The organism is Noviherbaspirillum sp. (assembly GCF_036846085.1).
Classification (GTDB): domain Bacteria; phylum Pseudomonadota; class Gammaproteobacteria; order Burkholderiales; family Burkholderiaceae_D; genus Noviherbaspirillum.
In genome coordinates, this window is sequence record NZ_DAIUCO010000103.1 from 1 (window position 1) to 16,379 (window position 16,379).

18 protein-coding genes and 1 pseudogene are annotated in these 16,379 nt (G+C 55.6%); 13 read left to right on the forward strand and 6 right to left on the reverse strand.

The window, feature by feature from the left end; all coding sequences use genetic code 11:
- The 4 genes from V7080_RS13280 to V7080_RS13295 form a co-directional block, all read left to right on the forward strand.
- On the forward strand, positions 1-978 hold a 978-nt coding region (locus V7080_RS13280), incomplete at its 5' end, for an RsmB/NOP family class I SAM-dependent RNA methyltransferase (protein WP_334188869.1).
- The gene (locus V7080_RS13285; RefSeq protein ID WP_334188870.1) at positions 975-1,544 is read left to right on the forward strand and encodes a phospholipase D-like domain-containing protein; all 570 of its coding nucleotides are present in this window, start codon (positions 975-977) and stop codon (positions 1,542-1,544) included. The genes V7080_RS13280 and V7080_RS13285, both read left to right, overlap by 4 nt.
- The gene (locus V7080_RS13290) at positions 1,541-2,875 is read left to right on the forward strand and encodes a mechanosensitive ion channel family protein (protein WP_334188871.1); all 1,335 of its coding nucleotides are present in this window, start codon (positions 1,541-1,543) and stop codon (positions 2,873-2,875) included. The genes V7080_RS13285 and V7080_RS13290 overlap by 4 nt, the downstream gene beginning before the upstream one ends.
- Positions 2,876-2,961: 86 nt before the next feature.
- Positions 2,962-4,170 (forward strand): DesA family fatty acid desaturase, encoded by a 1,209-nt coding sequence (locus V7080_RS13295; RefSeq protein ID WP_334188872.1) that lies wholly within the window; start codon positions 2,962-2,964, stop codon positions 4,168-4,170.
- Between the two features lie 256 nt (positions 4,171-4,426).
- Here V7080_RS13295 and rpmG read toward each other — a convergent pair whose 3' ends face one another.
- The 3 genes from rpmG to radC all read right to left on the reverse strand — a co-directional run bounded on the left by rpmG (position 4,427) and on the right by radC (position 5,669).
- A complete protein-coding gene (rpmG, locus tag V7080_RS13300) occupies positions 4,427-4,594 on the reverse strand; it encodes a 50S ribosomal protein L33 (protein WP_057292919.1) in 168 nt (55 codons plus the stop codon).
- A gap of 23 nt (positions 4,595-4,617) precedes the next feature.
- Positions 4,618-4,854, reverse strand: a complete 237-nt coding sequence (gene rpmB / locus V7080_RS13305; protein WP_326857232.1) for a 50S ribosomal protein L28 — start codon at positions 4,852-4,854, stop codon at positions 4,618-4,620.
- A gap of 134 nt (positions 4,855-4,988) precedes the next feature.
- Positions 4,989-5,669, reverse strand: coding sequence for a RadC family protein (gene radC / locus V7080_RS13310; RefSeq protein WP_334188873.1), 681 nt, complete (start codon positions 5,667-5,669; stop codon positions 4,989-4,991).
- A 194-nt stretch (positions 5,670-5,863) separates the two neighbouring features.
- On the opposite strand from radC, the gene V7080_RS13315 reads away from it, so the two are divergent.
- Positions 5,864-6,319 (forward strand): FKBP-type peptidyl-prolyl cis-trans isomerase, encoded by a 456-nt coding sequence (locus V7080_RS13315; protein ID WP_334188874.1) that lies wholly within the window; start codon positions 5,864-5,866, stop codon positions 6,317-6,319.
- The gene (gene ispH, locus V7080_RS13320) at positions 6,268-7,296 is read left to right on the forward strand and encodes a 4-hydroxy-3-methylbut-2-enyl diphosphate reductase (RefSeq protein ID WP_334188884.1); all 1,029 of its coding nucleotides are present in this window, start codon (positions 6,268-6,270) and stop codon (positions 7,294-7,296) included. Before V7080_RS13315 ends, ispH begins: the two co-directional genes overlap by 52 nt.
- 489 nt (positions 7,297-7,785) lie before the next feature.
- Here ispH and V7080_RS13325 read toward each other — a convergent pair whose 3' ends face one another.
- Entirely contained in the window at positions 7,786-7,983 is a 198-nt protein-coding gene (locus V7080_RS13325; protein WP_334188875.1) for a hypothetical protein, read from the reverse strand.
- 61 nt (positions 7,984-8,044) lie between these two features.
- Here V7080_RS13325 and V7080_RS13330 point away from each other — a divergent pair, with 61 nt between their 5' ends.
- The 4 genes from V7080_RS13330 to V7080_RS13345 are packed head-to-tail and all read left to right on the forward strand — an operon-like array spanning position 8,045 to position 11,710.
- Positions 8,045-8,974, forward strand: coding sequence for a branched-chain amino acid ABC transporter permease (locus tag V7080_RS13330; protein WP_334188876.1), 930 nt, complete (start codon positions 8,045-8,047; stop codon positions 8,972-8,974).
- An 11-nt stretch (positions 8,975-8,985) separates the two neighbouring features.
- Positions 8,986-10,206: an ABC transporter permease subunit gene (locus V7080_RS13335; RefSeq protein ID WP_334188877.1), complete on the forward strand. Its 1,221-nt coding sequence runs from the start codon at positions 8,986-8,988 to the stop codon at positions 10,204-10,206.
- 8 nt (positions 10,207-10,214) lie between these two features.
- A complete protein-coding gene (locus V7080_RS13340; RefSeq protein ID WP_334188878.1) occupies positions 10,215-10,985 on the forward strand; it encodes an ABC transporter ATP-binding protein in 771 nt (256 codons plus the stop codon).
- A complete protein-coding gene (locus tag V7080_RS13345; protein WP_334188879.1) occupies positions 10,985-11,710 on the forward strand; it encodes an ABC transporter ATP-binding protein in 726 nt (241 codons plus the stop codon). The genes V7080_RS13340 and V7080_RS13345 overlap by 1 nt, the downstream gene beginning before the upstream one ends.
- Before the next feature lie 112 nt (positions 11,711-11,822).
- Here the strand turns inward: V7080_RS13345 and V7080_RS13350 are convergent, their stop codons facing one another.
- Entirely contained in the window at positions 11,823-12,128 is a 306-nt protein-coding gene (locus V7080_RS13350) for a YkvA family protein (RefSeq protein ID WP_334188880.1), read from the reverse strand.
- A gap of 167 nt (positions 12,129-12,295) precedes the next feature.
- Between V7080_RS13350 and V7080_RS13355 the strand changes: the two genes are divergently transcribed.
- The gene (locus V7080_RS13355; RefSeq protein ID WP_334188881.1) at positions 12,296-12,991 is read left to right on the forward strand and encodes a fumarylacetoacetate hydrolase family protein; all 696 of its coding nucleotides are present in this window, start codon (positions 12,296-12,298) and stop codon (positions 12,989-12,991) included.
- 25 nt (positions 12,992-13,016) lie between these two features.
- Positions 13,017-13,673: a maleylacetoacetate isomerase gene (gene maiA, locus V7080_RS13360; protein ID WP_334188882.1), complete on the forward strand. Its 657-nt coding sequence runs from the start codon at positions 13,017-13,019 to the stop codon at positions 13,671-13,673.
- 55 nt (positions 13,674-13,728) lie between these two features.
- Here maiA and V7080_RS13365 read toward each other — a convergent pair whose 3' ends face one another.
- Positions 13,729-14,568, reverse strand: a complete 840-nt coding sequence (locus V7080_RS13365; RefSeq protein ID WP_334188883.1) for a fumarylacetoacetate hydrolase family protein — start codon at positions 14,566-14,568, stop codon at positions 13,729-13,731.
- Positions 14,569-15,702: 1,134 nt separating this feature from the next.
- Between V7080_RS13365 and V7080_RS13370 the strand changes: the two are divergent.
- Positions 15,703-16,379, forward strand: a pseudogene (locus tag V7080_RS13370) (hypothetical protein); the annotation flags it as partial.

A 16,379-nucleotide genomic window follows, 5' to 3' on the forward strand; every position in this document is an offset into this window, starting at 1 on the left:
TCACCGGACGAGGCGGAATGGCTGAACCGTATTGCACGCATCGATCGCGGCTTGTTGCCCCCTGCCTTGCGCGCCAATTTACCGCAATGGCTATATGAAAAGCTCAGGGACCGCGACGGCGAGGAAGCAACCCTGACGCTGGCGGAAGCACTGAACCAGCCCGCGCCGCTCGATTTGCGTGTGAATGCATTGAAGGCCAAGCGCGATGAGGTCATTGCCGAGCTGGCGACGGCACCAATTCAATGCGAACCGACGCCTTATGCGCCGTTGGGGATCCGGATACATAAGAAGCCAGCATTGCAAAACCTGCCGCTGTTCCAGAGCGGGGCGATCGAGGTACAGGATGAAGGAAGCCAGCTGTTGGCGCAGATCGTCGCCGCCAAGCGAGGCGAAATGGTGGTGGATTTCTGCGCAGGTGCTGGGGGTAAGACCCTAGCGCTGGGCGCTGCGATGCGTAATACCGGGCGGCTTTATGCGTTTGACGTGTCCGAGAAGCGCCTGAACAAGCTGAAGCCGCGGCTGGCCCGCAGCGGACTTTCCAATGTTCACCCGGTCGTGATTGCGCATGAAAACGACGCCAAGATCAAGCGGCTTTCCGGGAAAATCGATCGGGTCCTGGTGGATGCGCCTTGCAGCGGGCTCGGAACGCTGAGGCGCAACCCGGACATGAAATGGCGCCAGACACCGGATGCGCTGACAGAGCTGACAGCCAAGCAAAGTGCCATCCTTGCCAGCGCCGCTCGCCTGGTCAAACCGGGAGGGCGACTCGTTTATGCGACATGCAGCCTGCTCGACGAGGAAAATGAGGCGATCGTTGCGGGCTTTATACAGGCGAATGAAGGCTTTACCCTGGTGCCGATGAAGGATGTGCTGGCGGAACAGAAGATCGCGCTGGATATGGGTGAGTATCTGAAACTCAACCCGCGTGAACACCAGACCGACGGTTTCTTCGCGGCGGTATTCGAACGCAGCAAGTGATCCGGCATGGCGCAGGCGCGCTGGCATTTCTCTGGTTTGCGCTCGGAACGGAGAATGCCTGGGCAGATGCGGCGATTCCGGTGATTGCCGCTCAAGGTGAGCAACAGGTCGCCTTTGCTCCCTGGGATGACGTGGAAGGATTGATCGTCGAGGTCATACGCGGGGCGGAAGCTCAAGTGCTGGTTCATGCGTATCTGTTGACCAGCAAGAAAATCGCCACTACGCTTGTCGCTGCCCGTCGTCGGGGTATTGATGTCCAGGTGATGGTCGATGCGGAACAGGTTGAGAGGACGCCGTCGGCGACGGACATGCTTCACGAGATGGGCAAGGCCGGTATTCCGGTGTGGATGGAAACCAAATATCAAAATGCGCACAACAAGGTGATCGTGACCGATCCGTCCACGTCGAAGGCCACTGTTGTTACCGGCAGCTACAACTTTACATGGACGGCACAGCATCGGAATGCGGAGAACGTCCTCGTCTCCCGCAGAAATCCTGCGCTTGCCGCGCGTTACGCGTCGAACTGGGAACGGCATCGCCGGGAGGCGGTGCTGTATAAAAAATGAAGCAGAATCTTCTATACGACATGCTGGCCGACGTGTGGGGCGACTTGCGCGACCCCAATCTGCTTTGGCAAATCCTTACGTTGGCCACATGCCTTGCGGCGGGTTGGTGGCTGGCCCGCCTTTTGAAGGAGCGCGTCTCTTCCAGTGATTCCCAGTCACGTGTCGTTCGGCTCGGGGTCCAGAGTTTTGCGCGCGTTTTGTGGCCTCTGATCGCACTGGTGCTGGTCTCTGCCATGACGGCGGCGCTTTCCTATTTCCAGACTGTCAGTTTGCTGCGACTGGCGATCCCGCTGATCGCTTCGTTCGCACTGATCAGGCTGGTGTTTTACGTATTGCGGCGCGCATTTGCCAAAGGCGGCAAGGCAGGCGCATTTCTGCTGCTGTCCGAAACTGTCATTGCGACGATTGTGTGGGCGTGCGTGGCGCTTTACATTGCCGGCCTGTGGCCGGAAGTGATCGGCTATCTCGACACCACAGTCTTGCCGATTGGCCGGCATAAGGTGTCGCTCCTTACGATTGTTCAGGCCACCGCTTCAGTCCTGGTCACATTGATGCTGGCGCTATGGGCCGGCGCCATGCTGGAAGAGCGGCTTATGCGCGTCGATTCCATTCATTCGTCGCTGAGAGTCGTCATGGCGCGCATGGGGCGCGCACTGTTTATCCTTGTCGCCGTACTGCTCAGCCTCTCACTGGTGGGTATCGATCTGACGGTGCTGTCCGTGTTTGGCGGCGCACTCGGAGTCGGCCTTGGACTGGGCTTGCAAAAAATTGTCAGCAGCTATTTTTCCGGCTTTGTCATTTTGCTCGAACGCAGCCTTGCGATTGGTGACATCGTCGGCGTGGACAAGTTTTATGGACAGGTAACGCATATCAATACCCGATATACGATCATCCGTAGCATGGACGGTCTCGAGACCGTGGTTCCGAATGAAATGTTTGTGGCCGGCCCGGTGCAGAATTACTCACTTACCGATCGTACATTGCGGTTGTCCACGCAAGTGACGGTCGCATATGACACAGACCTCGATCAGTTATTGCCGATGATCGAAAAAAGCGTTGCGTCGGTTCCCCGCATACTTTCCGAACCGGAGCCCAGGGCATTACTCATGCGATTCGGTGCGGATGGACTCGAGCTTGATGTGGGTTTCTGGATTTCAGACCCTGAAAATGGCCGGTCCAACGTTGTATCGGAGGTGAATCGGTTGATCTGGAAATTGCTCAAAGCACATCAGATCAATGTTCCGTATTCTCAACGAGAAGTAAGGTTGGTCGATGCTCGGGAACAGGCAGTAATCAAGCCAGCTATCAAGCACCCCGTCAAGGCGTCATAAAGCGTACAATTTGCATGAATTTTAATGAATCGCTAGTATTAATGTATCGGAACGGCAACAGGATCGAAGTAAATAATGGAGCATGAATGAATTTGAGCACAATTTTTGACGCGGGATTATCGTTCCTGGCCAATGGATTGGTCAGTGCAAGCGGATGGCAAATCGTGATCTTTGCCTTGGTAGTGACACACATCACCATTGCCGCTGTCACCATTTATCTGCATCGCTGCCAGGCGCACCGCGCTCTCGACCTGCATGCAATCCCCAGCCACTTCTTCCGTTTCTGGCTTTGGCTGACAACCGGCATGGTCACCAAGGAATGGGCCGCGATCCATCGCAAGCACCATGCAAAATGTGAAACCGAAGACGATCCGCACAGCCCGGTGACACGTGGCATCAAGAAAGTATTGCTCGAAGGAGCAGAGTTGTACCGTGCGGAATCCAAAAATGCCGAGACCATGGAGAAATTCGGTCACGGCACGCCGGATGATTGGGTTGAAAGGAATGTCTACTCAAAATACAGCTGGCAGGGTGTGGGATTGATGCTCATTATCGACATCATGCTGTTCGGCGTCGTCGGCTTGTCGGTATGGGCAGTGCAGATGCTGTGGATTCCGGTGACCGCAGCGGGAATCATCAATGGCATCGGCCATTATTGGGGCTACCGCAACTATGAATGTTCTGACGCTGCCACCAACATTTTCCCGATTGGCATTCTGATCGGCGGCGAAGAACTGCACAACAATCACCACACGTTTGGTACATCCGCCAAATTGTCATCCAAATGGTACGAGTTCGATATCGGCTGGATGTACATCCGCATTCTCGAAATGGCAGGCCTTGCCAAAGTGAAAAAAGTCGCACCTGAACCGAAATTCAATCGCGAAAAGACGGTTGCCGACTTCGATACGCTGCAGTCGGTGATTGCAAACCGTTATGATGTGATGGCCAAGTATGCAGTCTCGCTGAAGCGTGCATGGCACGACGAAGTTGAACAGCTGGCAGGCAAAGCAAAGTTTGAATCGAGCTTTCTAAAGTCCTCGCGAAAACTTTTGCAGCGTGAGCCGGCAAAGCTGGAAGCGGGACAGAAGCAGCAGTTAATGGAGCTGTTTGCGCATAGCAAGGCGTTGAAGACCATGCACGACATGCGAGTGGAACTGGGTGCAATCTGGGAGCGCTCCAATGCCAGCCGCGAGCAGTTGCTGCAGCAGTTGCAGGACTGGTGCACCCGAGCCGAGGCATCAGGGATCAAAGCACTGCAGGACTTCTCGTTCCGTCTCCGCAGTTATGCCTGATTGTCGAGGGCAATTGATTTAAGCCTCGAACTCCAGCTTCAAACGAAAAAGGCCACGATAATTCGTGGCCTTTTTGCATTCGGGTTCCGATATGCGAACCTTGTTTTGCCTGCATAAACTTACTTCAGCACTCCCAGAAGCAGGGAGTAGTTCCTAAAAGAACATGTTGCACTCTTCCACCGTTTGAAGAGCGTCCAAAAACAAAAGCCGCTCATGGAGATGAACGGCCTTGGGTACCACGGAACGCAGAGCAAGATTACTTGATCTTTGTTTCCTTGTATTCAACATGCTTGCGTGCCTTCGGATCGAACTTCATGATCGCCATTTTTTCCGGCATGGTGCGCTTGTTTTTGGTGGTTGTATAGAAATGACCTGTGCCTGCGGTCGATTCCAGCTTGATTTTGTCGCGGTTAGATTTCGCCATGATATTTTCCTGATGAATTCAGCTTAGACTTTTTCGCCACGAGCGCGCATGTCGCTCAGGACGGCGTCGATGCCGATTTTGTCGATGACGCGCAGGCCTGCATTGGAGATGCGCAAGGAAACCCAGCGGTTTTCGGATTCAACGAAGATGCGGCGATTTTGCAGGTTCGGCAAAAAACGACGCTTTGTCTTGTTGTTTGCATGGGAAACGTTGTTGCCGACCATCGGCCCCTTCCCGGTGACTTGGCAAACACGTGCCATGATTAACTCCTTAAAAATTTCCAAATGCGGAAAAGCGACGAGTATATAGAAAAAAATGTGATTTTTCAACGACTTGCGAAAATAAAGTGTGTCTTAAAATCCTCGATTGATTTAACAATTATATGGTGCGGTTTTCACGCATGCATGTGGCCATGTTCTGCGAACGAATACACCTGTTTTCCAGCCACGATGAAATGATCAAGAATCCGAATGTCTACGAGGCGCAATGCCTGTTTGAGGGCGTCGGTAAGCGCATGGTCTGCCGTGCTGGGTTCGGGGGTGCCCGAAGGATGGTTATGGGAAATGATGACACTCGCGGCGTTGCGGGAAAGTGCCGATTTCACGACTTCCCTGGGATAGACGCTGGCATGCGTCAGCGTGCCGCGGAAAAGTTCGTCGGTGCATATCAGTCGATTTTTCACATCCAGATACAGCACGACGAATGATTCGTATGGCTTGTTCCCGAGAAGGAGTTGAAGATAGTGTTTCACGGCCTGTGGGGACGTCAGTTCGATGCCTGAGCGCAGTTCCTCATCCAACGCTCGCCGGGCGAGTTCGAGCACCGCCTGCAACTGCGCATACTTCGCGGAGCCCAATCCATGAATCGCGGAGAAGTCGCTGAGGGTCGCGGTAAATAAGCGGTTGAGTGATCCGAAGTGGCTCACCATGTCTCGTGCAAGATCCACGGCGCTTTTGCCCTTGATGCCGATGCGCAGGAAGACCGCAAGCAGTTCAGCGTCGGACAGGGATTGGGCGCCATGCCTGATCAACCGCTCGCGTGGTCGTTGATCTGCTGGCCAGTCGGTAATTGCCATATAGCCTTGCTAGTAGAATCAAATAAGATGTCGAAATAACACTTTAATTATACGCATGGACGTTGTTAAATTTGCAATTTTCAAGCGGGGGGTCTGCAAGGTTTTGTGATTCGCCATAAAGACCCTCATACACCCTTCGTCGCCTCAACTTAACGTGACTTACAATAGCGTGTTGCCACGCTATCTCATTTCTCATGTCACAGTCTGAAACCCCCGTTGTCACGGAAGCGGCCTATCTCACGCTGCATTACCGCCTTGCATCCGCCGATGGCACCGATATCGTCACGACATTCAAGGACAACCCGGCGACCCTGCAACTCGGTACCGGGCAATTGGCGCCGTTTCTCGAGGCTTGTCTGCTGGGGCTGCCTGAAGGCGCGCACCGGACGTTCGACCTGTCGCCCGAACAGGCATTCGGACCGCGCAATCCCGATCTCATCCAGCGTGTGTCGCGCGCCACGCTGAAGGAAAATTCCCAACTGGGCGAGGAGTATGCGGTCGGCGATCTCGTCGAGTTTGCCGCGCCGGGAGGCGGGCGATTTGCCGGCGTCCTGAGAGACATCGATGCCGATGGGGCGGTGTTCGACTTCAATCATCCATTGGCCGGCCAGAACCTGAAGTTCGAAGTCAATATCATCGGCATCTTGTAAAAGCCGACGGAACACAAGCTGAATCAAGGACTATCATGGATAAGGAAGTATTGCTCGCGCAACCGCGCGGATTTTGCGCAGGCGTGGACAGGGCAATCGAAATCGTCGAGCGGGCGCTGGCTGAATTTGGCGCGCCCATCTACGTTCGCCACGAAATCGTTCATAACGCCTACGTTGTTGCGGACCTGCGCAGCAAGGGCGCCATTTTTATCGAAGAACTTCAGGATGTCCCCGCCGGGAATACGGTTATATTTTCGGCGCATGGGGTGTCAAAGGCCGTCCAGACGGAAGCCGAGCAGCGAGGCCTCAGAGTGTTCGACGCCACTTGCCCTTTGGTCACCAAGGTGCATGTTGAAGTGGCAAAGATGCGGCGCGAAGGGCGGGAGATCATCATGATCGGTCACGACGGCCATCCGGAAGTGGAGGGCACCATGGGTCAGGCGGAAGAGGGCATGTACCTCGTTGAAACCTGCGAGGACGTGGAAAATCTCCAGGTCAAGGATCCTGACCGTCTTGCCTACGTATCGCAAACCACGCTGTCGATAGACGATACCGCCGAAATCATCACTGCGCTCAAACGCAAATTTCCGAGCATCGTGGAGCCCAAAAAAGGCGATATCTGCTACGCAACCACCAACCGCCAGGAGGCGGTCAAGTTCATGGCGCCCCAAGTCGAGCTTGTCATTGTGGTCGGCAGTCCGAACAGTTCCAATTCGAATCGGTTGCGCGAAGTCGCCGAGAAAAAAGGCGTTGCGGCGCACATGGTGGACAACGCGGAGCAGATTAATCCCGCCTGGCTGGAAGGGAAAACCCGCATTGGCGTTACGGCGGGCGCCTCAGCACCCGAGATTTTGGTGCAGGCGGTCATCGACCGGCTGAAGCAATATGGTGCGAAAAGCGTTCGGACGCTGGCTGGCGTGGAGGAAAACGTCACGTTTCCAATGCCGAAAGGCCTGGCTGTCCAGCGTACTGGTTAGCCGCGTGTGACGATGCCTGCGTCAGATCAAACCCATTAAAAATACATTGGCACATTCTGTATGTGACAACATGATGACGCACGCAGAGTGAAAACATAAAAATTTCACCAAAAAGGTGGGAGAAATTTGCATTTATAAATATTATGGATGCTAATTTGTTGTTTTTGCCAATATAAGGCTGTTTCTTTGAGTACAACAGCCCACAGAAACTTCTTAGAATTCGTTGTCCCGTCGTATTGGGATTTTGCAAATAAGGGTTGCACTCGCAGAAAGCTTTCCAATTGGCACATCGATTGCTTTAAGGGATTGGAAGCGGCACGTGATATTCCTGGAGCCCAAGCCGGACAGATAGGTTAGGGGCAATGCCGTGATCTCGTCCAAGCGCAAAGCGGTTTTTCACACGGCGGTGAAATTAGACGTGAAACTCGACTACAAAGAGTTCCATAAATCGGAAGGTTCGGTATAATCCCGCCCGGTTCTGGTGGACGCTCAAAAGGCGCCCGGCATCACGAAAAAGTTTTTATCAAAAACAGGAGACTTAATACTATGCGCAATTATCCCGCCTTCATGATCCACCGCGGCATCGCGGCCAGCCTTTTCCACTGAACTGCATTGAACTTCCAAGCGGCACCCAAGGCTATCCCGGGTGCCGTTTTTGTTATCAGAGACGGTTTGCTGCAGTTGCACATGCTCCCCGCAGTCAAGCCGCTGAACGATTTGAAAGATCCTTCAAGAGAGTAGGCAACCCATGGATACATTTATCCAACAAATCATCAACGGCCTGGTGCTCGGCAGCATGTACGCACTGGTCGCGCTTGGATACACGATGGTGTATGGCGTTCTCAACCTGATCAACTTCGCCCATGGCGATGTGCTGATGATCGGAGCGATGGCAGCCGTGACGATTTTGCAGTTCCTGCAGACTGCGGCGCCGGACCTGCCGGGCATCGTCAAGCTCCTGATTGCGATCCTGGGGGCGATTCCGGTGTGCGTCATCGTCAACATCGTGATCGAGCGCGTTGCCTACCGCCGTTTGCGCAATGCGCCGCGCCTCGCTCCGCTGATCACGGCGATTGGTGTGTCGATCCTCCTGCAGACCTTTGCCATGATGATCTGGGGTCGCAGCCCGATTCCCTTTCCGCAGGTGATGCCGACCGAGTCGTTCAATGTGTTCGGCGCGCTGATTTCGCAGACCCAGGTCATGCTGCTGGTGCTTGCCACCATCTCGATGATCGGGCTGGCGCTTCTTGTCGAGCGCACCAAGATCGGGCGCGCGATGCGCGCCACGGCGGAAAATCCGCGCGTGGCGGGATTGATGGGCGTGGATTCGAACCGGGTCATCGTGATGACATTTGCCATTGGCGCTGCGCTGGCCGCGGTTGCCGGCGTGATGTGGGGCGCGAATTATTCATCCGCCCAATTTGCGATGGGTTTCGTGCCCGGCCTGAAAGCGTTCTCCGCAGCCGTCCTGGGGGGTATCGGAAACATCTACGGCGCGATGCTGGGGGGTATTCTGCTTGGCCTGATCGAGAGCCTGGGCGCCGGCTATATCGGCGACCTGACCGGCGGCTTCCTGGGGAGCCATTACCAGGACATCTTCGCGTTCGTCGTGCTGATTATCGTCCTGACCCTGCGTCCATCCGGCATCATGGGTGAACGCGTTGCCGATCGCGCCTAAAGGAGAGCTCCATGTCCACATTGTTTGACGTCAAAAACAATCCGCGCAAGGCCTACACCAGTTTCCTGATTCTCGGCCTGGTACTTATCGCGTTTCCGTTCGTCGCATCGAACTTCGGCAATTCCTGGGTCCGTATCGTTGACCTGGCGCTGCTCTACATCATGCTCGCGCTCGGGCTGAACATCGTGGTCGGTTTCGCCGGCCTGCTTGATCTGGGCTATATCGCGTTCTACGCGGTGGGCGCCTACATGACCGGCCTGCTGGCATCACCGCAGTTCGCCGTCGTGCTGGAATCCTTCATCAATCAATATCCTGCTGTCGGCAATGCATTGGTGTGGCTGCTTGGCCCGGAAATCCAGCAGAACGGCATTCACCTGTCGGTATGGTTCATCGTGCCGCTGGGTGCCGCACTGGCGGCGTTCTTCGGCGCCTTGCTCGGCGCACCGACACTCAAGCTGCGCGGCGATTACCTGGCAATCGTGACGCTCGGTTTCGGCGAAATCATCCGCATCTTCATGAACAACCTGAACGGCCCGGTGAATATCACCAACGGCCCGCAGGGCATCAACATGATTGATCCGATCCGCGTGTTCGGCGTGTCGCTTGCCGGCGAGTCCGGATCGAGGGCCACGGTCTACATTGGCGACTTTGCCATGCCATCGGTTAATGCCTATTACTTCCTGTTCCTGATCCTGTGCATCATTACCGTGATCATCTCCGTGCGCCTCCAGCATTCCCGCCTGGGCCGCGCGTGGGTAGCGATCCGGGAAGACGAGATCGCAGCCAAGGCAATGGGCATCAATACGCGTAACGTCAAGCTGCTGGCATTTGCGATGGGCGCATCATTCGGTGGCGTGGCCGGCGCGATGTTCGCGTCGTTCCAGGGTTTCGTTTCGCCGGAATCCTTCTCGCTGACGGAATCGATCGCAGTGCTCGCAATGGTGGTGCTCGGCGGTATCGGCCATATCCCGGGCGTGATCCTGGGCGGCGCCATACTTGCCGCATTGCCGGAAGTCCTGCGGCACGTGGTGGAACCGATCCAGCGCCAGTTGTTCGGCACGGTGCTGATCGATGCCGAAGTGCTGCGCCAATTGCTGTACGGCCTGGCGATGGTTGTCATCATGCTCTATCGTCCTGCCGGGTTGTGGCCGTCACCGCGCCATGAAGATCGCCCCGACGCAAATGCTGCCAAGCGTCTCGACGAAAAAGAACCTGCTGCGCTGGCTGCATAAGGAAGATCATGAGCGAACAAATCATTCTCAACATCGCCGGTGTCAACAAGCGTTTCGGCGGACTGCAGGCGCTGTCGAACGTGAACGTCAAGATCCTGCGCGGCCAGATCTACGGCCTGATCGGCCCGAACGGCGCCGGAAAGACAACGTTCTTCAATGTGATCACCGGCCTTTACCAGGCCGACACCGGTACCTTCGAACTGGCCGGCAAGCCCTATTCACCGTCGGCGCCGCATGAAGTCGCGAAGGCTGGCATCGCCCGTACCTTTCAAAATATTCGCCTGTTCGGCGAGATGTCGGCCCTGGAGAACGTGATGGTCGGACGCCACGTGCGTACCCATCAGGGCGTGCTCGGCGCGGTCCTGCACCATAAGGCAGCCCGCCTGGAAGAAGCGGCGATTCGCCAGCGGGCAATGGAATTGCTGGACTTTGTCGGCATTGCCCAATTCGCCAACCGTACCTCGAAGTTTCTTTCCTATGGCGACCAGCGCCGCCTGGAAATTGCACGTGCATTGGCAACCGATCCGCAGCTGCTTGCCCTCGACGAACCGGCCGCAGGCATGAATGCGACCGAAAAACTGGCCCTGCGCGAACTGCTCGTCAAGATCAAGGCGGAAGGCAAGACCATCCTCTTGATCGAACATGACGTCAAGCTGGTGATGGGATTGTGCGACCGGCTGACGGTGCTGGACTACGGCAAACCGATTGCCGAAGGCATCCCTTCTGAAGTCCAGAAGAATCCGGCCGTGATCGAGGCTTACTTGGGAGGGTCTCATTGATGAGCCAGAACATTCTGAAAATCAGCAATCTGAAGGTTGCATACGGCGGCATCCAGGCAGTCAAGGGCATCGATATCGAAGTCAACGAAGGTGAGCTGGTCACGCTCATCGGCGCCAACGGTGCAGGCAAGACCACCACCCTGAAGGCAATCACCGGCACGCTGCCGGGCGCGCGGGTGGAGGGGCAGATCTACTACACCGGCAAGTCGATCACGGGGGCGAAGTCCTTCGAACTCGTAAAAAGCAATCTCGCGATGGTGCCGGAAGGCCGTGGTGTGTTCACCCGCATGAGCATTCACGAAAACCTGCTCATGGGCGCCTTCACGCGCAATGATAAGGCCGGCATCCAGGCGGATGTCGACAAATGGTTCGGCGTTTTTCCGCGTTTGAAAGAGCGCGCATCGCAGCTCGCCGGAACCCTGTCCGGTGGCGAACAGCAGATGCTGGCAATGGCACGGGCGCTGATGAGCCATCCGAAATTGCTGCTGCTGGATGAGCCGTCGATGGGCCTCTCGCCGATCATGGTGGAAAAGATCTTTGAGGTGGTGCGTAACGTATCCGCACAGGGCGTCACGATCCTGCTCGTCGAGCAGAACGCAAAACTCGCCTTGCAGGCGGCGCATCGCGGCTATGTGATGGATTCGGGCCTGATCACGATGAGCGGTAACGCAGGTGAAATGCTCGACGATCCGAAGGTGAGAGAAGCGTATCTCGGAGAAGGGTAAGGCACGCGTACCGCTGATCGGCGCTATCGCACAGCGACTGGCCATGTAGAGAACTGGACCGCCTTGCAGGGATTATCGTGCAAGGCGGTTTTTTATCGACGCTTGCTGATGATTAACGGCGCCAGAGAGCCCAACGCGACATCAGGCGATCCGCATCGGAATGCGCATCGCGCAAGGCGGGTTGGGGCATGAGTTTCAGGATTGCCGGAATGCCGATTGCCAGCAGGGTGACATCATCCATCCACCCAAGCACTGGCAAAAGATCCGACAGCAGGTCGACCGGGCTGATGACGTAGAGGGCGAGCAGCAGGGCGGACAACTTGACCGATCCGGGTGTAAGCGGATTGCGGCATGCAAACCAAAGCACAACCGCATCGCGGCCGGCGGCTCGGAAAAGGCGGCTAAGACGTAAAAACATGGCATCTCCGGAAGTAAATGTCCAATGGAAAACACTGGCACTGTGCGCACATCGCTTTCCTTGCGCACCAAATGTTTCAGACCGTCGCCGCATGGAAAAGTGCCCGAGACGCTTAGCCGCAGGGATGATCCCCAGATGGCATAATTTAGCAAACTTCAGGAGACCATATGCAATACGCTTTTCCGCCCCAAGCCCCCGCCACCGTTCCCGTTGCCGGCAGCGATGCCTTGTTTCCGGTACACCGGATTTATTGTGTCGGACGCAATTATGTCGAGCATGCAAAGGAAATGGGCGGCACCGGCCGCGAGGCCCCGTTCTTCTTCATGAAACCGGCCGATGCAGTCCTGCCGGTCGCACAGGGAACGACCGGGGACATGCCATACCCGCCGATGACAAACGATCTGCACCATGAGATCGAACTGGTCGTGGCAATCGGCAAAGGAGGCGTCAACATCGCCGCGGCAGATGCGTTCCGGCATGTCTGGGGCTATGCGGTCGGCCTCGATATGACACGCAGGGATCTGCAGGGTGAAGCGAAAAAACTTGGACGTCCGTGGAGCACCGGCAAAGGCTTCGATTTTTCGGCGCCGATCGGTCCGCTGCACCCGGTTGCCCAAACCGGCGAAATCGTGCAAGGCGCAATTCGACTCGACGTGAACGGCACACCCCGCCAGCAAAGCGATGTCCAGAAGCTGATCTGGAATGTCGCTGAAACCATCGAACACTTATCGAAGTACTATGCGCTGCAGCCGGGTGACCTGATCTTCACCGGCACGCCGGAAGGTGTTGCGGCAGTGAAAAAAGGTGATCTGCTGGAAGGCAGTATTGCGGGTCTGGGCGAACTTCGGCTCCGCATCGTTTAACCGGGATCGTCATGAGGGGCGAAACATGAAGCTGTACAGCTATTTCCGCAGTTCCGCGTCGTATAGAGTGCGCATCGCTCTTCAGCTGAAAGGACTGCCTTACGAGGTTGTACCCGTGCATCTGCTCAACGACGGCGGCCAGCAGTTTTCTCCCGATTATCGCAAGCTCAATCCGGATGCCCTCGTACCTGTACTGATCGATGAAGCGGCGGAAACGACGGCGGCGATAAGCCAATCCATGGCGATCATCGAGTATCTCGAAGAAGCGTATTCTCAATCGCCGCTGATGCCGCCAAGGCCGGTTGATCGTGCCTTCGTGCGCAGCCTGGCGTTAAGCATTGCCTGCGAAATCCACCCGCTGAATAATTTGCGGGTGCTGCGCTATCTTGTGAAGGAACTCAAGGTCAGCGATGAGGACAAGAGCGCGTGGTACCGCCATTGGTGCGAAAGCGGTCTTGCATCCGTCGAGGCCGCCTTGTCACGGGACCCACGTGTCGGCACCTATTGTTTCGGCGAAACGCCCACGCTCGCCGATTGTTTCCTTATTCCGCAAGTCGCGAATGCGCAGCGTTTTAATTGTGACCTGTCCAACATGCCGACCATCATGCGCATTCACCAGGCCTGCATCGGGCTGGATCCCTTCATCAAGGCAGCGCCACAGAGTCAGCCCGACGCAGAGTAAGACGCCCGGCCGACTGCCGAAAGAGCAATACAAAAAGCGAATCGCCTTTCCAGATTCAGGCAATCACCGTTTGCCGTTGTATCCCGAGGCCGTCAATTCCGAGCGTCATTTCATCGCCTGCGCGCAGGAAGCGTTGCGGTTTCATTCCCATGCCGACACCGGGTGGCGTCCCGGTGGTGATGATGTCGCCGGGCATCAGCGTCATGAACCGGCTGACATAACTCACCAGCTCGGCGACGGAAAAAATCATGGTGCTGGTATTGCCCGTCTGTACTCGTTTACCGTTGAGGTCCAGCCAGATATCCAGTCCTTGTGGCTGCGCAATTTCATCGCTGGTCACCAGCCATGGACCAACGGGGCCGAAGGTGTCGCAGCCTTTCCCCTTGTCCCACTGCGAACCCCGTTCAAGCTGGTATTCACGTTCTGAAACATCATTGACGATGCAATAGCCGGCAACGTACTGCAAAGCGTCTTCCTGGCTCACATACTGGGCCTTGGTGCCGATGACGACGCCAAGTTCGACTTCCCAATCCGACTTCTTCGAATCCCGTGGCAATACCACCGGGTCATTCGCGCCGGACAGGCTGGTGGTGGCTTTCATGAATACAATCGGTTCACTTGGAACCGGCATGCCTGCTTCAGCGGCATGATCGGAATAATTGAGTCCGATACCGATGAATTTGCCGACATGCGATACCGGTACGCCGAAACGGGGTTTTCCCTGTACCGAAGGCAACGAGGCGGGTTGAAGTTTCCGCAGCCTGTCGAGAGATTCTGCGGATAGCTGTTCCGGACCGATGTCGTCGATAACATCAGACAGGTCTCGCAATACTCCCTCCCGATCGATCAGGCCCGGTTTTTCTTTCCCTAAATGTCCGTAACGTACCAATTTCATGCAGTCCTCTCATGTAAGCGCACGGCCATCGCCGCAGGTCTTCCGTTCAAAGCAAACGGTTATGGTAAGGGAATTGCGCGGTGCGCGTTGCTGCTCGGTGTAATCGGGAAAGGAGGGGAAGGCGAGGGCGACTGAGAGTCGTGCTTGTTTACCGCGCGTGTGGCGTTTTGCCTGGGTTTGACAAGAGGACGTTCATCAGGCAAGGCAGCGGACGACACCTCATTTTGCTTTCGTTCAACCGGCACTGCAGTTGAACGAAAGCGTGGTTGAGCAGGCAACCACTACAGCACCATGAATACCAGAGACAGGCCACCCAGCATCGCAGCTTGCATCAGCATAACCAGAACAGGAATCCTCATTTTGAATCTCCTTGAAAGGTAAATTATTCATAGGGTGTTTCTGGTTTTAGTTTAGGTATACAGCGACAAAAAAGTTCGCCAATTGTGCGGGCCAATGAGGAACAGAATTGTAAAAAGCTAGCTGCTGCATTGAGTTAACGCGCATACAGAAATATGCAAATGGGCAAACCGATGTTGAGTGGAACAGTCAAGCATCTAAAGAAAAATAATCGAACGTCTGACTATCGCCCGTGAAGCAAAACATCTAAATGTACTTTGGTGAGGCAAGGGAACGATGCATCAATTCGGCAGTAGCCGCCCAACTGAGTTGAGCAAGAAAAGCGAAGGACTTGACAAAGGCGTCGTTCAATTTGGTTTGCAACGCCGGACTGGAGAAAAAGCACTAGCAATCATTTTGTGAAAATTCGGACGCTTAATAACCTCGCGCGTCCGATACGGTTTATTTAGCAAAACGACCTATTGTGTCGACCCATTGTCACAAACTTGTTTCCTGATGGAAATTATGTAACTATCGTGCAAAGGCAATCACCTCAGGTGGAAGAGCGGCATGGCGGAGTTTCCCGCCAAATTGCGGTCGATGTACCGCACATCCAAGCCGCCGGCCGGACGACAATCGTCTTGCGAGCCTGTTTGAAACAAGACTGCGCGTGCTGATTTCTGGTTTGCGAAGCCGGCCGTACCGTCTGTATGGCTGGGCTTTCGGACCGGATCCAACCCGCACGCCACGGTTTCAGGCAGGTTCCAGGAAGACAATGAATGCGGGGGGAGACGCGGCATGAAAACGACGCAACCTGGCAGTACGCGTACGCCGGGGGAGATCGCTGGAAATCTGGCGGCGTTGCGCATCGTTGCGCGGTCCTGGATCACCGATGGCTTGCTGCTGACCGTCCTGGTCCATCTCGCCGGGCTCACATTCTTTGTGCCGGCCTTATACGTTTTCAGCGGTCTGACCTACGTCGCCGTGATCTATTGGGCGATGAAACGCGGAATGACCGAGCGTTTCGCCGATCCGACCCTCACGTTTCCCCAGCTGATCCTTGCCCTCTCCAACCAAACCCTCTGCTTCGGGCTGGCCCCGGAAGTGGGCATTTTTTTCCTGCTGTCGATTTTTCAGACGATTGCATTCGGTTTGTTTTCGCTGAATGTGAAGCAGTTTCGCATCCTGCTGGTTATCGTCGTCGCAGAGGTGTTATTGGCGGTACTCCTCGCCGGACCAAGAATTTCCTTTCCCGTGGAGACGCTGCTGGGCCAGTTGCTGCTGTTCGTGTCCTTCGCCTTTGCGCTGAACCGTTTCGTATGGATCGCCGGTTATATGTCGAGTCTTCGCCGGCGCATATCGGCAAAAAACGTGGAACTGGCGGAAAGCGAGCTGCGTTTCCGCTCACTGACTGAGCTGTCCTCCGACTGGTATTGGGAACAGGATGCCGAAATGCGCTTCACGCGGCTCGAATC

Bases quoted from the DNA above. Each gene is read 5' to 3' on its own strand.
- rpmG (WP_057292919.1), bottom strand. From the start codon at position 4,594: ATGGCGAAATCTAACCGCGACAAAATCAAGCTGGAATCGACCGCAGGC.
- V7080_RS13365 (WP_334188883.1), bottom strand. From the start codon at position 14,568: ATGAAATTGGTACGTTACGGACATTTAGGGAAAGAAAAACCGGGCCTG.
- V7080_RS13315 (WP_334188874.1), top strand. From the start codon at position 5,864: ATGTCACAGTCTGAAACCCCCGTTGTCACGGAAGCGGCCTATCTCACG.
- radC (WP_334188873.1), bottom strand. From the start codon at position 5,669: ATGGCAATTACCGACTGGCCAGCAGATCAACGACCACGCGAGCGGTTG.
- V7080_RS13290 (WP_334188871.1), top strand. From the start codon at position 1,541: ATGAAGCAGAATCTTCTATACGACATGCTGGCCGACGTGTGGGGCGAC.
- V7080_RS13355 (WP_334188881.1), top strand. From the start codon at position 12,296: ATGCAATACGCTTTTCCGCCCCAAGCCCCCGCCACCGTTCCCGTTGCC.
- V7080_RS13345 (WP_334188879.1), top strand. From the start codon at position 10,985: ATGAGCCAGAACATTCTGAAAATCAGCAATCTGAAGGTTGCATACGGC.
- V7080_RS13335 (WP_334188877.1), top strand. From the start codon at position 8,986: ATGTCCACATTGTTTGACGTCAAAAACAATCCGCGCAAGGCCTACACC.
- V7080_RS13350 (WP_334188880.1), bottom strand. From the start codon at position 12,128: ATGTTTTTACGTCTTAGCCGCCTTTTCCGAGCCGCCGGCCGCGATGCG.
- V7080_RS13295 (WP_334188872.1), top strand. From the start codon at position 2,962: ATGAATTTGAGCACAATTTTTGACGCGGGATTATCGTTCCTGGCCAAT.
- maiA (WP_334188882.1), top strand. From the start codon at position 13,017: ATGAAGCTGTACAGCTATTTCCGCAGTTCCGCGTCGTATAGAGTGCGC.
- rpmB (WP_326857232.1), bottom strand. From the start codon at position 4,854: ATGGCACGTGTTTGCCAAGTCACCGGGAAGGGGCCGATGGTCGGCAAC.
- V7080_RS13330 (WP_334188876.1), top strand. From the start codon at position 8,045: ATGGATACATTTATCCAACAAATCATCAACGGCCTGGTGCTCGGCAGC.
- V7080_RS13340 (WP_334188878.1), top strand. From the start codon at position 10,215: ATGAGCGAACAAATCATTCTCAACATCGCCGGTGTCAACAAGCGTTTC.